The following is a 15,908-nucleotide window of genomic DNA, read 5'->3' on the forward strand; positions in this document are numbered from 1 at the left end:
CCGGTCACGCCGGCGGGAACATCAGGAAGGCGGCCGCCAGCCCGAGCAGGGCGATCAGCAGCCAGGACGCCAGCGCGGCCAGCAGCGCGCGTGCGCCGGTGTGCAGCAGCTGGCCCACCCGGACGGCGGAGCCCAGCCCGAAGAGCGCCATGCCGAGCAGCAGGTCCTGGACGGTGGCGGCCGCGTCCAGGGCCGCGGGGGAGAGCCACCCGGTGGTGCGCAGGCCCGCCAGGGCCACGAATCCGATGACGAACAGCGGGACCACCGGGGGGCGCTTGGCGCCGTCGGCTGCGGTGCCCAGCCGGTGATGGAAGCCCGCGGCGGCGACCATCGGCGCCAGCAGGATCACCCGGGTGAGTTTGACGACGACGGCGACGGCCAGCGCCGCGGTACCGGCGGTCTGGGCGGTGGCGACAACCTGCCCGACGTCGTGCACGGAGGCGCCGGTCCACGCCCCGAAGATCTCCGGACCCAGGCCCAGCGGCCGCGCGAGCAACGGCAGCACACCGATCGCCAGCGTGCCGCACAGGGTCACGAGCGCCACCGGCAGCACGGTTTCCTCCTGCCGGATTCTGCGCACGGCGGCCATCGCCCCGATCGCGGACGCCCCGCAGATGGCGAATCCCGTGGCCACCAGCAGCGCCACGCGGGGCGGCAGCCGGAAGAGCCTGCTGATCCCGTACGTCCCGGCGAAAGCGGCCAGCACCACGGCGGTCACGAGCAGCAGCGCGGCCCAGCCCAGGCCCAGGACATCGCCGAGGCTGACTTTCAGGCCCAGCAGCACGATCCCGGCCCGCATGAGGTGCTTGCCGGCGAAGTCCAGCCCGGGCCGCGCCGGCCCGGCGGTCCAGCCAGACACGCCCGGCAGGTTGGCCGCCAGCAACCCGAGGAGCACGGCCATTGTCATCGCCGGCAGCGCGGGAAGGAGCAGGTGGGCGGCGACGGCGACGGCGGCGGCAGCCGCGGCGCCGGCCAGGCCTGGCGCGGCCTCTCTCAGGGCGGAGGCGGTGGCGGATCTCTTCAGGGGCACGCCCCTACATTGCCGTACCCGGCCGGAAAAGCCGTAACCGCGGCCGTCCCGGCAGGCGGCCCGGACTGCGAGGCCAGCGCTGAGCGCCGCGCCGCGGGCCGCCGAAATGATTTCGGAACAAAAAAGTGGTTGGCTAGTGACCATGTCTGACCTATTCCAGGAATACTCCGAGGCCGCCAGCCGCACCGGCGCCTACGACGAGATGTTTGCCCCCGGCCAGCAGGCCCGGAGATCCTACGGGCAGGTGGCCCTGGCCCTGCGCGAACTCTCGTTGGCTGACGTCAGCGCCCGCGCCGATTCCATGGCCCGGACCTTCCTGGACCGCGGCGTGACCTTCGACTTCGCGGGTGAGGAACGGCCCTTCCCCCTGGACATCGTCCCCCGCGTGATCCCCGCCGATGAGTGGAGCGTCCTGGAACGCGGTGTGGCCCAGCGCGTCCGCGCCCTTGAAGCCTTCCTCAATGACGTCTACGACAAGATGACCGTGGTCTCCGACGGCGTCATCCCGCGCCAGCTCGTCACGACGAGCGCGCACTTCCACCGCCAGGTGCACGGGTTTGAGCCGGCCGGCGGCGTCCGGGTCCACATTTCCGGAATCGACGTCGTCCGCGACGCCGAGGGCACGTTCCGGGTCCTGGAGGACAACGTGCGTGTGCCCTCTGGCGTCAGCTACGTCCTCGAGAACCGCCGGGCCATGGCCAAGGGCCTGCCGGAGGCTTTCGGCCAGCAGCTCATCCGTCCGGTCGAGGAGTACCCCCGCCGGCTCCTGTCCGCCCTGCGGAAGACGGCGCCCTCCGGCGTCGACGATCCCACCGTGGTGGTCCTGACCCCCGGCGTGTTCAACAGCGCCTACTTCGAGCACACCCTGCTCGCCGGACTCATGGGTGTCGAACTCGTCGAGGGCCGCGACCTCATCTGCCGCGGCAACCGGGTCTACATGCGCACCACGGCGGGTGAGCAGCGCGTGGATGTCATCTACAAACGCATCGACGACGAATTCCTGGACCCGCTGCAGTTCCGTGTCGATTCCATGCTCGGCTGCCCCGGCCTGGTCAACGCCGCCCGCGCCGGCGGCGTCACGATCGCCAATGCCGTGGGCAACGGCGTCGCCGATGACAAGCTGGTCTACAGCTACGTGCCCGACCTCATCCGGTACTACCTCAACGAAGAGCCCGTGATCGCCAACGTGGACACGTTCCGGCTCGAAGAGAAGGAGGCCCGGGAACACGTCCTGGACCGCCTGGACGAGCTCGTGGTCAAACCGGTGGACGGCTCGGGCGGCAAGGGCCTCGTGATCGGCCCGGACGCGTCCAGGGATGAACTCGACGCCCTGCGCAAGCGGATCATCGCCGACCCCCGCGGATGGATCGCCCAGCCGGTCCTGCAGCTGTCCACGGTGCCGACGCTCAGCGGCGACAAGTTCGGCCCCCGGCACGTGGACCTGCGCCCCTTCGCCGTCAATGATGGCGAGGACGTCTGGGTTCTCCCCGGCGGACTGACCCGTGTGGCGCTCAAGGAGGGCTCGCTGATCGTCAATTCCAGCCAGGGCGGCGGTTCCAAGGACACCTGGGTCCTGGCCGACTCCCCGCAGGTCCCCGTCGAAGTGATCCCGCGGCCCACCATCGCAGTCCGCGAGCGGGTTTCGGTGTGGCCGGTGGAGAGCAACTGGCGCGACAGCCAGAAAGAGCAGCAACAGCAGCAGCAGATTTCTGACGCGCAGGAGGTAACCGCGAATGCTTAGCCGTATTGCCGAGTCACTGTTTTGGATCGGCCGCTACGTGGAACGGGCCGACGGCACCGCCCGGATCCTCGACGTCCACCTCGAACGGCTCAACCATCTGCCCATGGAGGAACAGCGCAGCGTGGCGCAGGAACTCCTCGCCGTCATGGGTGCCCGCGCACAAAGTGACGATTTCGGCCTGCCCGAACTGCTCAACGCCCTCGCCTACGACAAGCAGAGTGCCACCTCCATTGCCGGTTCCCTCGGAGCCGCCCGGGAAAACGCCCGCCGCGCCCGCGAGACCGTCTCCTCCGGGCTCTGGGAAAGCCTCAACACGACCTACTACGGGCTCAACCAGCACCGCAAGGACGTGGTGGGCACCTACCGGTTCTGCAACTGGGTCCTGGAGCGCACCGCTATGGTCAGCGGCCTCGCCGACACCACCGTCAGCCACGACGAGAGCTGGCAGTTCCTGGTCCTGGGCCGGTCGCTGGAGCGTGCGGACATGACCGCGCGCATGCTCTCCACCCGCGATGTCCTCTCGGCCGGCATGTCCTGGGTGAACATGCTCCGCTGCGCCGGGGCCTACGAATCCTTCCTGCGGACCCGCCGGGCGGCGTTCGGGGACCAGCACGCGGCCGAATTCCTGCTGCTGGACCGGCTGTTCCCACGGTCCATCGTCTACGCGCTGCGCGACGCCGACGAGTGCCTGGCGAAGCTCGACCCCTCGGCCCAGCGCGTCGGCTTCATCAACGACGCCCGCCGGATCGTCGGGCAGGCCCGCACCTTCCTGGAGTTCCACCGCACCGATGACCTCATGTCGGAGCTGCCGGAGCACATGGAGCGTGTGCAAAAGGCCGTGTCGCAGGCCTCGGACGCCATTTCCCGTAAGTACTTCAATCAGGCAGACGAACTGGCCTGGGTGGGAGAAGTTTCATGACCCGGCTGAACATCGTCCACAAGACGGCCTACAAGTACAACAAACGCGTCACCCTGTCCTACAACGAGGCCCGGATGACCCCGCTGACGGACCCGCAGCAGGTGGTCCTGGAATCCTCCATGAAGGTTTCGCCCTCGCAGGCGGCCCTGAGCAGCTACCGCGACTACTGGGGCACCCGGGTGACCGCCTTCGACATGCAGATGCCGCACGAGCACCTCGAGGTGCTGTCCACCACCACCGTCGAGGTGCACCGGGTCGAGAAGATCGCAACAGAGGCCGACATCGTCGGCTGGGACGTCCTGGCCGCACCGGAACGCCTGAACCAGTTCAGCGACTGGATTCCCCAGTCCCAGCTGACAGGCCCCGGCTCCGAGGTGCTCGCCATCATTCCCGGCGTCGTCGAGGGGAAATCGCCGCACGAGGCCGCCATGGCGGTCTTTGCCTGGATGCGCGGTGAAATGACGTACATGAAGGGCTCCACCGGCGTCACCACCAACGCCGAACAGGCCTGGAACCAGCGGCAGGGCGTCTGCCAGGACCTGGCGCACCTCGCCATCGGGTCCCTGCGCAGCTGCGGTATCCCGGCCCGCTACGTGTCCGGTTACCTTCACCCGCGTTCGACGGCGGAGCTCGGCGAGACAGTCGCCGGCCAGTCGCATGCGTGGCTCGAGTGGTGGGACGGCGAATGGCGCAGCTGGGACCCGACCAACCACAAACCCGCGGGGGACTTCCACGTCACCGTGGCCCGGGGCCGCGACTACCGCGACGTGCCGCCGCTCAAGGGCATCCTGTCCGGCGGCGGGGGATCGGCCCTCAGCGTCAGCGTGGAGATCACCCGCGTCGCCTGACCGCACGCCGCGCCCCCCGCGTTGCGATATCAGATCGGGCTGCCCTGAAGCCCTCAGGGCAGCCCGATCTGAAAGCGCAAGAGGTGTTTTTTTGGGGGACGCGGGTTATTCGAGACCGGAGCGCGTGGCGTCGTCCAACGGGGTCCACCAGGTCTGGGGCGGCACCACCTTGAACCGCCGGCCCGTAACGGTCTCCGGCGTAATCCGGACGAAATGTTCCTTCTTTCCGGCCTGCCACGGGAACAGCAACAGACCCACGGTGTCCATGACTTCCTGGGGGTTCTGCACCGGCGCGGCCTGGCCCTTGATGACGACGCTCCAGGCGACTCCGGTGTCCGCGTTGATGCCGTCGGCCTCCAGCGCCACCGGCGTGCCGCCGGTGGCCGCCTGCAGCTTGGTGCCCTCCGCGGTCCGGAACACCAGCGTGCCGTGGTCCACTTTGTAGTTGATCGGGAAGATATCGGGGTGGTCGTCCACCCAGACCGCCAGCCTGCCGACGGAGACGCTGCGCAACAGCCGCCAGCATTCGTGGTGGTCGAGGTCTTCGACAGCGTGGGTCTGGTCCTTTGGCTCGTGACGGCCCGGGCTCGATTCAGTGCTCATGCCGGCGAGCGTACGCGGCCGGGCTGACGGCGGCTAGGGCAAATGGACCCAGCCGCCGGGTTAATCTCCGAATTCTGAGGCTTTCCTGAGTCGTTCGCGCTATTCTGGCAGAGGGCCGTCAGCGTCTACATTGGCCGGAACGAACTGGGGGCAATGACATGCATTCAACGGGTGAGGGCTCAGGCCATACCGTGTCCGAGCCAAATCCCGTAGTTGAGGAGCTACTGAAGGGGTTCGGCGCACGGGCGGAAGAGCTGCTTCAATCCAAGGAACGCATGGCCGGCCTGCTGGAAGCCGTCGTCGCCCTGGCCGAGGACCTGAGCCTGGATGCTGTCCTGGAGCGCGTGGTCGAATCAGCGTGCCGGTTGTTGCATGCCCGGTTCGGCGCCCTTGGCGTCATCGGTGATGACCACGAGTTGAGCCACTTCATCACTGTGGGCATCGATGGCCAGCTGGCACGGCAAATCGGTCCGCTGCCGACCGGCCACGGCGTCCTTGGCCTCCTCATTACGGACCCGTTGCCGCTCCGGTTGCATGAACTGAGCAAGCATCCCGAGGCCTACGGATTCCCCGCGCACCACCCTCCCATGGGGTCCTTCCTGGGGGTCCCGGTCCGCGTCCGGGACGTGGTGTTCGGCAACCTCTACCTCACGGAAAAAGAAGGCGGGGAGGACTTTTCCGCCGAAGACGAGGCCCTGGCCGTCGCCTTGGCGGCGGCGGCCGGCGTCGCCATCGAAAATGCCCGGCTCTACGACGACGCCCGCCGCCGGGCACGCTGGCTGGAGGCCTGCATGGACGTCTCCGGGCTGATGCTGAGCACGGACCGCGACTACACCTCGGGCGGCCTGGACCCGATAGCGGGCCGGGCGCTCCAGGAGTCCGCGTCCTCACTCGCCCTGCTGGTGGCACCCGCCGCCAATGGCGTGGCCCACGTGGTGATCGGCGTTGCCGGTGAGCGTGGCACCGCGTTTTCGGGACGGTCACTGCATCTGGACTCAGAGCTCCTGGAAGGTGTCCTCGAAGGCGGCGAGCCGGTGCTGTTCGACGACGCATCCGAAGTGTTGGGGGAGGTCGACGGCGCAGTCACTGGCCCGCTGCTGGCAGTGGCGCTGAGTACCCAGGGTGCCCACCATGGCCTCCTGCTGCTGGCACGGGACAAGGAGTCGGTGCGCTACGCCCGGACCGACATCGAAATGGGGGCCGTCTTCGGCTCCCACGTGGCCCTCGCCTTGGAACTGGCCCGGGTGCACCGGCTGCGCGAGGAGCTTCTGGTCTTCACCGACCGCGACAGGATCGCCCGGGACCTGCATGACCTCGTCATTCAACGGCTGTTCGCCGCCGGGCTGAGCGTGCAGAGCCTGACCCGTTTCACCAAGGAGGATCTGGCGCTTGAGCGCATCCGCAACATCACCGGCGAACTCGACGAGGCGATCCGCAGTCTGCGCGACACCATTTACTCGCTCAAGAGCAACACAGGCGAGATCGAACTGCTGAGCGGCCGGATCCGTCGTGTCACGCGCAGTTCGTCGAAGTCCATGCCGTTCCCGCCGCGCCTGACCATTACGGGACCCGTGGATGCTGTGACACCGGACAAGGCCGACAATGTCGTGGCCGTGGTTTCCGAGGGGCTCAGCAACGCCATCCGGCACTCCGGGGCGGATACAATCTCGGTCTCGGTTGCGGTCGTCAGGGGCCGGGTGACGGTGGTGATCAGCGACAACGGCGCCGGATTCGCCCAACCCTCAAAACGCAACGGGCTAAGCAACCTCGAGGACCGGGCGCGCATGCTCGACGGCGAATGCACCATCACGAGCGCGCCCGACTCCGGTACCAGCCTGGAATGGTCGGTGCCGCTTTAGCCAGCACGCCCGAAGGTCCGGTTTCCGCGGAGCCTACCCGACGCTGCGGGGCCGGATTACTTCGCCGGTTCTCCCGACGGCGGCCGCCGGAAATGCCGGGCTGGCGATGAAGACGGCGGCCTGCGTGCGGCGTTCGAATCCAAGCTTGGCCAGCAGGGACGACACATAGTTCTTGACGGTCTTTTCCGCCAGGAACATTTCGGCGGCAATCTGCCGGTTGGTCAGTCCGCCGCCCACCAGCTCCAGGACCTTGCGTTCCTGGGGCGTGAGGGAGGACGTGCGCGGGTCGACCTCTTCGGCCTCCACCAGGCTGTCCACGACGCCGGCGGCCACGCCCTCCTCGAAGAGGGACTCGCCCGCTGCTGCCCGCCGCAGGGCGCCGATCAGGTCAGTGCCGCCGATCTCCTTCAGCACGTATCCGCTTGCCCCGGCCAGGACGGCGCCGCGCAAGGCCTGTTCGTCGTCGAAGCTCGTCAGGATGATGCAGTTCAAGGACGGGTCCACCGACCTCACGTCCCGGCAGACCTCGATGCCGGTTCCGTCCGGCAGGCGGGCGTCCAGCACACAGACATCAGGATGCAGTGCGGGAATCCGCCGGGTCGCCTCCACCGCGGATCCGGAACTGCCGACGACGGCAAACCCCTCGCCTTCGAGAAGCTCCTGCAGCCCGCGCCTGACAAGTTCGTGGTCATCAAGGATAAAGACTCGGATCACCGCCTGCCCGCCATCAGGTGCAGTGAGACCTGCGTCTGCCCAGGCAATCATGATTCTCCCGTCCGGCCGCTTGCGGGGCCGCTCGATGTTCTTAGTAACACGCTGATTCTTGTAACGAGATGCTGTCTTTCATCTGCTGACCCCAGCCTCTGCCATTCTTGTGCACTGGGGCGGCGCGGACAAGGGTCATAGTGCCCAACAGGCCGCCTCCGGCCCGTTGCCCGGAGCGCTTCCGGGTCGCCCGCCGGCCGGGGTGCGAGCATGCCTTTTGGCCCTAGGCGCCTGGCCGGGCGAAGGAAATCATGGGAGCGTCGCCATCTGGCGCGGGAGGCTCGGCCGGTACGAGGCAAAGGATGGCAATGAACGAAGTCAGGGACGTCCGCTTGATCGTAGTAGGCGTTGACGGCTCGGACGCTTCGGTGTCCGCGTTGCGGCATGCGCAGGGCCTCGCGGTGCCCCTGGCCGCCAAGGTCGTCGCGCTGGCGTGCTGGGACTACCCGCCGGTGTACGACGGCTATGTCGCCGTCGGCATCGACGACTTCGACGTCCGGGCCGGCCAAATCCTGGCCGAGGCGGTGGCGAAGGCTTTCGGACCGGACACCCCGGACAACGTCGAGGCCCGCCTCATCCAGGGGCACCCCCGCCGCGTGCTAATCGAGGAGAGCAAAGCCGCGGACATGCTCGTGCTGGGCCGCCGCGGCCACGGCGGATTCGGTGGGCTGTTGCTCGGATCGGTGAGTTCCGCCTGTGTGGCACATGCGCATTGCCCGGTGTTGGTGGTCCACTCGCCAGAACACGGCTGACGCCGCAATCCTGCCGGAGGATTCTATTCGAACGTGGCCCGGCGCGGATCCGAGAGCCGGGTGCTCCACACGTCGGGCCGGTTGACCTTGAAGCGTCGTCCGGTCAGGGCTTTGGGAGCCACACGCACGTAGTAGGCCTTCTCGCCGGGCTGCCAGGGCTCCAGGAGCAGGGAGTCAATTTCGTCCTTCTCCTCCTGGCTCTCGATGACCTCGGCTTCCCCCCGCGCCATCACGCTCCAGGCCGTCTCGTCGCGGGCCTCGTAGCCGTCGATCTCGAATGCAACCGGCTTGCCTGTGATCGCGCCCCACAGCTTCGTGCCGCCGGCGGTGCGGAAGGCTATCGCCCGCCGTTCGAGGACGAAATTTACCGGGAAGATCTCCGGATGGTTGTCTACGATCAGCGCCACGCGCCCCACGACTTCGGTGTCGAGCAGCGCCCAGCACTGGTCCATGGTCAGCGAGTATTCCGGCGAGGGCGTGGTTGAGTCCATGTCGAGCCACGATACGGGCCGCCCCGGACCCCGATTAGGGCCATAGGTCCCGCGGCGGACACGTATGTGACGGATGCCGCGGCCCGTCGGTGCCGGTCACCAGGGACTTGGCTTGTAGTCCTTGAGGAACACTCCGTACTGGTCCTCGCCGGATTCGCCCATCACGATGGGGTCGTACACGCGGGCGGCGCCGTCAACTAGGTCCAGGGGCGCGTGGAAGCCCTCTTCCATGAGGCGGACTTTGGTGTAGTGCGGGCGCTCGTCCGTGATCCAGCCGGTGTCCACGGCTGTCATGAGGATGCCGTCGGCGTCGAGCATTTCCTGGGCGCTCGTTCGCGTCATCATGTTCAGCGCAGCCTTGGCCATGTTCGTGTGCGGGTGTCCGGGGCCCTTGTAGGCGCGGGAGAACTGGCCTTCCATGGCGCTGACATTGACGATGTACTTCCGCCGCGCGGTGGAGCGTCTCATGGCGCCCCGCAGCCGGCTGACCAGCAGGAACGGAGCCGTCACGTTGCACAACTGCACTTCGAGCATCTCCAGCGGGTCCACCTCGTCCAGCACCTGGGTCCAGCTGTTGATGCTGGCGAGGTCCGGGACCAGTCCGCCCGCATCGATCGCGGTGCCGGAGGCAATCCGCTCCAGCGACGCCGACCCGGTGGACAGGGCCAGGGACGTGATCGCGTCACCGGCCAGCACTGGATGGTCGAGCACGCTGCTGGCGAGGGCAAGCGGGTGCTTGTCGTGGGCGTGGCCGAACGTGACGAGCTCCGGGCCCCCATTGGCAGCCTGGAGGGCGGCGGGCAGCGGCTCGTCCTCGGCGTCGACGAGCGGCTTGTAGGCGTTGCCGGAGCGCCGCACTGTCTGGGCCGCGTTGTTGATGATGATGTCCAGCGGTCCTGCGGCGTCAAGGGAATCCGTCAGGGCCATCACCTGGGACGGGTCGCGGAGGTCGATGCCCACGATCCGGAGCCGGTGCAGCCAGTCGGCGCTGTCCTCCATCGCAGCGAAGCGGCGGGCGGCGTCCTTCGGGAACCGGGTGGTGATGGTGGTGTGTGCGCCGTCCCGCAGGAGCCGGAGCGCGATGTACATGCCGATCTTCGCCCGGCCGCCGGTCAGCAAGGCCCTGCGGCCGGTCAGATCGGTGCGGGCGTCGCGCTTGCTGTGGCTGAACAGGGCGCACTCGGGGCACAGCTGGTGGTAGAAGGCATCCACCTGGGTGTAGTGCTGCTTGCAGATGTAGCACGGCCGGGACCTGATCAGGTGGCCGGCGATTTCCCCGGTGGCGGACGTGGCGAGCTTGTTGCCGCGCGTCTCGTCGTCGATCCTGTCGGGGGCCGCCGTCGCCGTCTGTGCGATCACGGCGCGGTCCGCCTCGGCGATCTCATCGCGCTTGCTGACCCGCCGGTGGCGCTTGACGGCCTTGAACATTTTCCCGGTGGCACGGCGCACTGAGACGTAGTCCGGGTGCTCCTCGTCATAGGCGTGGATCGTGTTCAGTACCTTCAGGCAGGCCTGGATTTCCTCCGGGGTCAACTCGGCAAGACCAAGATCGGCTAGACCAAGCTCGGCAGAGGGAAAGTCGGAGGACAGATCGGGGGAGCTCATTGCCCTAATTTTACAGGGTGCGGGGAGCCCGGCCGGACGTGCCTGCCGGGCCCCCGCCTGCCTATGCCGTGGGTGATTGCTTGACCGGTGCGTCCGCGCCCACAGCGGCGGCCTGGACCTCGGCCACCTTGTCCACGGAGTCCCGCAGTTCGGGCCAGTTCTCGGTGGCCGTGCGGACGGCGTCGGGCACCAGGCGCAGGTTGGCCGCGGAGAGCGCCCGTTCCGCGTCGCTCGGGTCCGGGACGTGCTGGCCCTTGGACAGGACCGTGATTCCGGAGTCGGTGACCTTGAAGCCGCGGGCGCGGTCCAGTTCGGGGTCGAGCCCGATCGCGGCCCCGGCCGGCACCTTGACGTTCTTGTCGATGATGGCGCGTTTGATGACTGCGCCTTCGCCGACGTTGACCTTGTCCATCAGGACCGAGTCCAGGACCCGGCTCGAGGTGCCGACGTAGACGTCGTTGGAGAGCACGGAGCCTTCCACGATGCCGCCGGAGACGACGACGCCGCTGGCCACGATGGAATCCAGGGCCGTGCCCACGGTGTTGGACTTCCCGCGGACAAACTTGGCCGGCGGGGAGATTGTCTGGCGGGTGTAGATCGGCCACTCGGAGTTGTAGAGGTTGAAGACCGGAACAGGGGAGATCAGGTCCATGTGGGCGTCGTAGAAAGAATCGATGGTGCCGACGTCGCGCCAGTAGGTGCGGTCCCGTTCGGTGGAGCCCGGAATGTCGTTAAGGGTGAAGTCGTAGACGCCGGCCTCGCCCTGGTTGACGAAGTACGGGATGATGTCCCCGCCCATGTCGTGCTTGGTATCGAGGCGCTCGGCGTCAACGTGGAGGGCTTCGATAAGGGCATCGGCGTCGAAGACGTAGTTGCCCATGGAGGCCAGGAACTGGCTGGGGTCGGCCGCGAGGCCCGGCGTTGACGACGGCTTCTCCACGAACGCGGCAATCTTCTCCGGGTTGTCCGCATCGGTTTCGATCACGCCGAACTGGTCCGCCATGTGCAGCGGCTGGCGGACCGCGGCGACCGTGGCCTTGGCCCCGCTCGCGACGTGCTGCTCCACCATCTGGGAGAAGTCCATCCGGTAGACGTGGTCTGCGCCGACCACGACCACGATGTCGGGGTTGGCGTCGTGAATGAGATTCAGCGACTGATAAATGGCGTTGGCGCTGCCGAGGAACCAGCTCTTGCCGACGCGCTGCTGAGCCGGAACCGAGGCCACATAGTTGCCCAGCTGGGTGGACATCCGCCACGTTTCGGAAATGTGCCGGTCAAGGCTGTGGGACTTGTATTGCGTCAACACCACAATTTGCAGATAGCGGGAATTCACAAGATTTGAAAGGGCAAAGTCAATGAGCCGGTAGCTTCCGGCAAACGGGACACCAGGCTTGGCCCGGTCCGCCGTCAACGGCATGAGCCGGTTTCCCTCGCCACCTGCGAGGACAATTGCCAAAACTCTCTTTTGATGCGGCATGGTGATAGCTCCTGAACGCCTTCGTTACTCCCCAATACAGTCCGGCATGCCCGAACGTCTTCACACTAGATCAGTTCCACCGTAACGACTACCTTGGTGCATGTGCGAATAGATATTGTGACCAAAGAATTCCCGCCGGAAATTTATGGCGGCGCCGGTGTCCATGTGGCCGAGCTCAGCCGAGTGCTGGCCCAACGCGTGGACCTTCAGGTGCGTGCCTTCGGCGCGCCCCGCGAGCCCGAGTACCACGGAGCGACTGTCACGTCGTATTCCGTGCCTGAAGACCTGGGCTCCGCAAACGCCGCCATCCAGACCCTCGGGGCGGACCTGAGGATCGTTCCGGACATTGCCGGCGCGGACCTGGTTCACTCCCACACCTGGTACGCCAACATGGCCGGACACATCGCGTCGCTGCTTCACGGCATCCCGCATGTGCTCAGCGCGCACAGCCTGGAGCCGCTGCGCCCGTGGAAGGCCGAGCAGCTTGGTGGCGGCTACGCGGTGTCCTCTTGGGTGGAAAAGACCGCCTACGAGGCCGCCGCCGCCATCATCGCCGTCTCGGAAGGCATGCGCCAGGACATCCTGCGCAGCTATCCGGACGTTGACCCGGCCAAGGTCAAGGTGGTCCACAACGGCATTGACGTCAGCCAGTGGAACCGGGACGAGGCTGATGACATCATCCGTCCGCTCGGAATCGATCCGGAGCGCCCCAGCGTTGTTTTTGTGGGCCGGAACACCCGGCAGAAGGGCGTGCCGTACCTGTTGCGGGCCGCCGCCAAGCTCCCGGCCGACGTCCAGCTGGTGTTGTGTCTCGGTGCCGCGGACACCCCGGAACTGGCGGCCGAGACAGCACGCCTGATCGAGGAGCTGCAGAGCCAGCGCAGCGGCGTGATCCTGATCGAGCGGATGCTGCCGCGCAACGAGGTCATTCAGGTGCTCAGCCACGCGACCGCGTTCGCGTGCCCGTCCATCTACGAACCGCTGGGCATCGTCAACCTTGAGGCGATGGCGTGCGGTGCCGCCGTGGTGGCCAGCGCCACCGGCGGTATCCCGGAGGTCGTCGAGCACGGCAAGACCGGACTGCTTGTTCCGATCGAGCAGGTCACGGACGGCACGGGAATCCCTCTGGACCCGGAGAAGTTCGTCACCGACTTTGCCGAGGCCCTCATCGAAGTGGTGTCTGATCCTGCCCGGGCGCGCGCCATGGGCGAAGCCGGCCGGCGCAGGGCCGAGGAGCACTTCTCCTGGGAATCCATCACGGAGACCACGCTCGAGGTCTACCGCTCGGTGCTCCAGCAGGGCTCCTGACCCCGCGACGGAACAGCACCACAGCGTCACTGCACTTCAGCGTCACTGCACTTCGACGACGGCGCCGCCCCGGCTGAGGGGGCGGCGCCGTCGTCGCATTTCGGCTGGGTCAGCTGCGGGCTTTGGTGCCCTGGGCTTTGGTGCCGTGAGCTTTTGTGCCGTGAACGGCGCGGGCAAGCAGGATCTTTTCGTCCAGGGGCGCCTGGCCGCTGGCCCGCTCCTTGCGGAAGTAGTCCCGGGCCTCGTCCTGGCGGACCTTCTCCGCGCCGGTGGAGATCTCAGCGCGGAGGTGCTCCGGGCCGTACCCGAACGCGTCCACCAGGTCCAGGGCGTGCGGGCGGATCTTCACGAGCAGGCGGTTGATGTATTCGCCCACAGTGCGTCCGCGCTGCATCGACAGCCTGCCGTTCATGAGGTACCAGGACAGGTTCTTCTCGATCAGGGCCAGGCCGAAGAGATCGCGCAGCCACGTCAGGACTTTGTGCGTGCCCGGGTCTGTCACCTTGCCGAGGGCCTCGGTAAAGGCCTCCCACTGCAGCAGCTCCGCATGGGCCTGGGCGGCTTCGATGAGTTCGTGCTGGTGGGCGTTGAACAAGGCGGCGCCCTGCTGCTGCGGGAGCTTGTTGGCGCCCTTGAGGGCCGTGGCAACCTCCGCGACCATGGTCTGGACGCGGTCCGTGAGCAGGGTCCGCTGGCTTGCTTCGTCCTTGATCGCCAGCGCTGCCTTCTGTACTGATCCGGTGTCGGCCACGAACTGGGCGACGCCGCGCAGTCCGGTGCGGTGGATCGCAGCACCGGTGGCCTGGCCCACGACATAGCGGGCCAGCACGCCGACGTTGACGGTGCGGAATTCCTTGGCGTAGTCCGCCAGCAGGCGCTTGGCGACCAGCTGCAGCAGGACCGTGTTGTCACCTTCGAACGTGGCGTACACGTCGAGGTCGGCGCGGAGCGAGGCGAACCGGTTCTCGATCAGGAATCCGGCACCACCGCAGGCCTCGCGGCATTCCTGCAGCGTATCCAGGGCGTGCCAGGTGCTCAGCGGCTTCAGGGCCGCGGCCAGGGTTTCGAGGTCCTGGCGGTCCTGGTCGGTGTCGTGGCGGCCGGAGAAGACGTCGTCGAATTTCTGCAGCAGCTGCTCGCTGGCGAAGCTGGCGGCGTACGTGGTGGCCAGCCGGGTGAAGAGCCGGCGCTGGTGCCGCTGGTAGTCCAGCAGCACTTCCTCGTCGGTCTGCGAGGAGGCATTGAACTGCCGGCGTTCGGTGGCGTACTGGATGGCGGTTTTCAGGGCAAGCTTCGACGCCGTCACGGCAGCGCCGTCGAGGGAGACCCGGCCCTGGACCAGCGTGCCGAGCATGGTGAAGAAGCGGCGGCCCGGGCTGGCGATGGGGGACGTGTAGTTGCCCTCGGGGTCGACGTCGCCGTAGCGGTTCAGGAGGTTGGTGCGGGGGATCCGGACGTTCGTGAAGTGCAGCCGGCCGTTGTCGATGCCGTTCAGGCCGCCCTTGACCCCATCGTCCTCGCCCCCGATGCCCGGCAGGAACTCCTTGGTCCCGGGGTCCCGGAGGTCCATGTAGAACGCGTGCACGCCGTGGTTGACGCCCTTTGTCACCAGTTGGGCGAACACGACGGCGGCCAGGCCATCGGTGGCGGCGTTGCCGATGTAGTCCTTCCACGCTGCCCGGAACGGTGTGTGGACCACGAACTCTCCGGCGGCGGGGTCGTAGGTGGCGGTGGTGGCAATGCTGGCCACGTCCGAGCCGTGCCCGGTCTCGGTCATGGCGAAGCAGCCTGGGATCTCCAGGCTCATGATGCCGGGCAGCCATTTCTCGTGGTGTTCCGCGGTGCCGAGGTGGTTCACTGCGGAGCCGAACAGGCCCCACTGCACGCCGGCCTTGATCTGCAGCGACGGGTCGGCGATGACCAGTTCCTGGAAGCCGGCCACGTTGCCGCCGTGGTCATCGGAGCCGCCCACGGACTCCGGAAATGCGCGGTGGACGGCGCCATTGTCCACCAGGATCCTGAGCTGCCCGAAGACGCGTTGGCGGTGTTCTGTGTGGGTCTGGCCCTCGATCTTGTGCAGTTCCGGGCGGCCGGCGAGGCCCCTGGACTTCAGCCGGATGTCGGCCCACTTGCCGAGCAGCTGTTCGCCAAGGGCCGCGACGTCGACGGCGGGCGCCCCAGGGGAACCGGGCTGGCCGGAACGGCCGGCTGCCGTGGTTGCCGCCGTCTGTTGTGGTTGCGGCCGGCGGCGGGGTGCGTTGCCGGTGGTGCGGTCGGCTAGTTCAGTCATGTCGTTTCCTTCTGTGGTTCTGACAATCTTTAGTGCTGACAGTTCAGTTCGCGGGCGGGGGCCGGCGTGCCGCTGCTACGGCGCGCCCTGGCCTGCCGGGTCCGTTCGTTCCTTTTGTGCTGCTTCTTCGGGACGAGGTGCCTGCAGCTCGGGCGCGATGCCGAAGCAGAGCCAGTCCGTGATCTGCCGCGCCATGGCCTCCTGGCCGGGCTTGGCCGGT

General features: G+C 67.4%; 13 protein-coding genes and 1 pseudogene. 6 read left to right on the top strand and 8 right to left on the bottom strand.

Annotated elements, in window-relative coordinates; translation table 11 throughout:
- Positions 1–4 precede the first annotated feature (4 nt).
- Positions 5–1,030 (bottom strand): YeiH family protein, encoded by a 1,026-nt coding sequence (locus Y706_RS0103910; protein ID WP_084475904.1) that lies wholly within the window; start codon positions 1,028–1,030, stop codon positions 5–7.
- A 142-nt stretch (positions 1,031–1,172) separates the two neighbouring features.
- On the opposite strand from Y706_RS0103910, the gene Y706_RS23510 reads away from it, so the two are divergent.
- From Y706_RS23510 to Y706_RS0103925, 3 genes are read left to right on the top strand one after another with little or no spacing between them, the layout of a single operon-like run.
- Positions 1,173–2,771 (top strand): circularly permuted type 2 ATP-grasp protein, encoded by a 1,599-nt coding sequence (locus Y706_RS23510; protein WP_043434723.1) that lies wholly within the window; start codon positions 1,173–1,175, stop codon positions 2,769–2,771.
- Positions 2,764–3,690 carry an alpha-E domain-containing protein gene (locus tag Y706_RS0103920; protein ID WP_026266338.1) on the top strand — a complete coding sequence of 309 codons (927 nt, stop codon included), beginning with the start codon at positions 2,764–2,766 and terminating at the stop codon, positions 3,688–3,690. The genes Y706_RS23510 and Y706_RS0103920 overlap by 8 nt, the downstream gene beginning before the upstream one ends.
- Complete coding sequence (locus Y706_RS0103925) at positions 3,687–4,538, top strand: transglutaminase family protein (RefSeq protein WP_028275546.1); 852 nt, start codon at positions 3,687–3,689, stop codon at positions 4,536–4,538. The genes Y706_RS0103920 and Y706_RS0103925 overlap by 4 nt, the downstream gene beginning before the upstream one ends.
- A 105-nt stretch (positions 4,539–4,643) precedes the next feature.
- Here the strand turns inward: Y706_RS0103925 and Y706_RS0103930 are convergent, their stop codons facing one another.
- Complete coding sequence (locus Y706_RS0103930) at positions 4,644–5,141, bottom strand: pyridoxamine 5'-phosphate oxidase family protein (RefSeq protein WP_028275547.1); 498 nt, start codon at positions 5,139–5,141, stop codon at positions 4,644–4,646.
- Positions 5,142–5,416: 275 nt separating this feature from the next.
- Between Y706_RS0103930 and Y706_RS0103935 the strand changes: the two genes are divergently transcribed.
- A complete protein-coding gene (locus Y706_RS0103935; RefSeq protein WP_084475906.1) occupies positions 5,417–7,000 on the top strand; it encodes a GAF domain-containing sensor histidine kinase in 1,584 nt (527 codons plus the stop codon).
- A 33-nt stretch (positions 7,001–7,033) separates the two neighbouring features.
- On the opposite strand, the gene Y706_RS0103940 is transcribed toward Y706_RS0103935, so the two are convergent.
- Positions 7,034–7,765 (bottom strand): response regulator, encoded by a 732-nt coding sequence (locus Y706_RS0103940; RefSeq protein ID WP_028275549.1) that lies wholly within the window; start codon positions 7,763–7,765, stop codon positions 7,034–7,036.
- A 302-nt stretch (positions 7,766–8,067) separates the two neighbouring features.
- On the opposite strand from Y706_RS0103940, the gene Y706_RS0103945 reads away from it, so the two are divergent.
- Positions 8,068–8,517: a universal stress protein gene (locus Y706_RS0103945; RefSeq protein WP_028275550.1), complete on the top strand. Its 450-nt coding sequence runs from the start codon at positions 8,068–8,070 to the stop codon at positions 8,515–8,517.
- A gap of 23 nt (positions 8,518–8,540) precedes the next feature.
- On the opposite strand, the gene Y706_RS0103950 is transcribed toward Y706_RS0103945, so the two are convergent.
- The 3 genes from Y706_RS0103950 to glgC form a co-directional block, all read right to left on the bottom strand.
- Entirely contained in the window at positions 8,541–9,008 is a 468-nt protein-coding gene (locus Y706_RS0103950; RefSeq protein WP_028275551.1) for a pyridoxamine 5'-phosphate oxidase family protein, read from the bottom strand.
- Between the two features lie 96 nt (positions 9,009–9,104).
- Positions 9,105–10,613, bottom strand: a complete 1,509-nt coding sequence (locus tag Y706_RS0103955; RefSeq protein ID WP_156945058.1) for an SDR family NAD(P)-dependent oxidoreductase — start codon at positions 10,611–10,613, stop codon at positions 9,105–9,107.
- Positions 10,614–10,674: 61 nt separating this feature from the next.
- Positions 10,675–12,096: a glucose-1-phosphate adenylyltransferase gene (glgC, locus tag Y706_RS0103960; protein WP_173403051.1), complete on the bottom strand. Its 1,422-nt coding sequence runs from the start codon at positions 12,094–12,096 to the stop codon at positions 10,675–10,677.
- A 96-nt stretch (positions 12,097–12,192) separates the two neighbouring features.
- Here glgC and glgA point away from each other — a divergent pair, with 96 nt between their 5' ends.
- Positions 12,193–13,398 (top strand): glycogen synthase, encoded by a 1,206-nt coding sequence (glgA, locus tag Y706_RS0103965; RefSeq protein WP_028275554.1) that lies wholly within the window; start codon positions 12,193–12,195, stop codon positions 13,396–13,398.
- Between the two features lie 109 nt (positions 13,399–13,507).
- Here the strand turns inward: glgA and Y706_RS0103970 are convergent, their stop codons facing one another.
- Together Y706_RS0103970 and Y706_RS30005 are read right to left on the bottom strand one after the other, a co-directional pair.
- A complete protein-coding gene (locus tag Y706_RS0103970) occupies positions 13,508–15,688 on the bottom strand; it encodes an acyl-CoA dehydrogenase family protein (RefSeq protein ID WP_028275555.1) in 2,181 nt (726 codons plus the stop codon).
- A gap of 75 nt (positions 15,689–15,763) precedes the next feature.
- Positions 15,764–15,908 (bottom strand): annotated as a pseudogene (locus Y706_RS30005) (TetR/AcrR family transcriptional regulator); the annotation flags it as partial.

The organism is Arthrobacter sp. I3 (assembly GCF_000520575.1).
Taxonomy (GTDB): domain Bacteria; phylum Actinomycetota; class Actinomycetes; order Actinomycetales; family Micrococcaceae; genus Arthrobacter; species Arthrobacter humicola_A.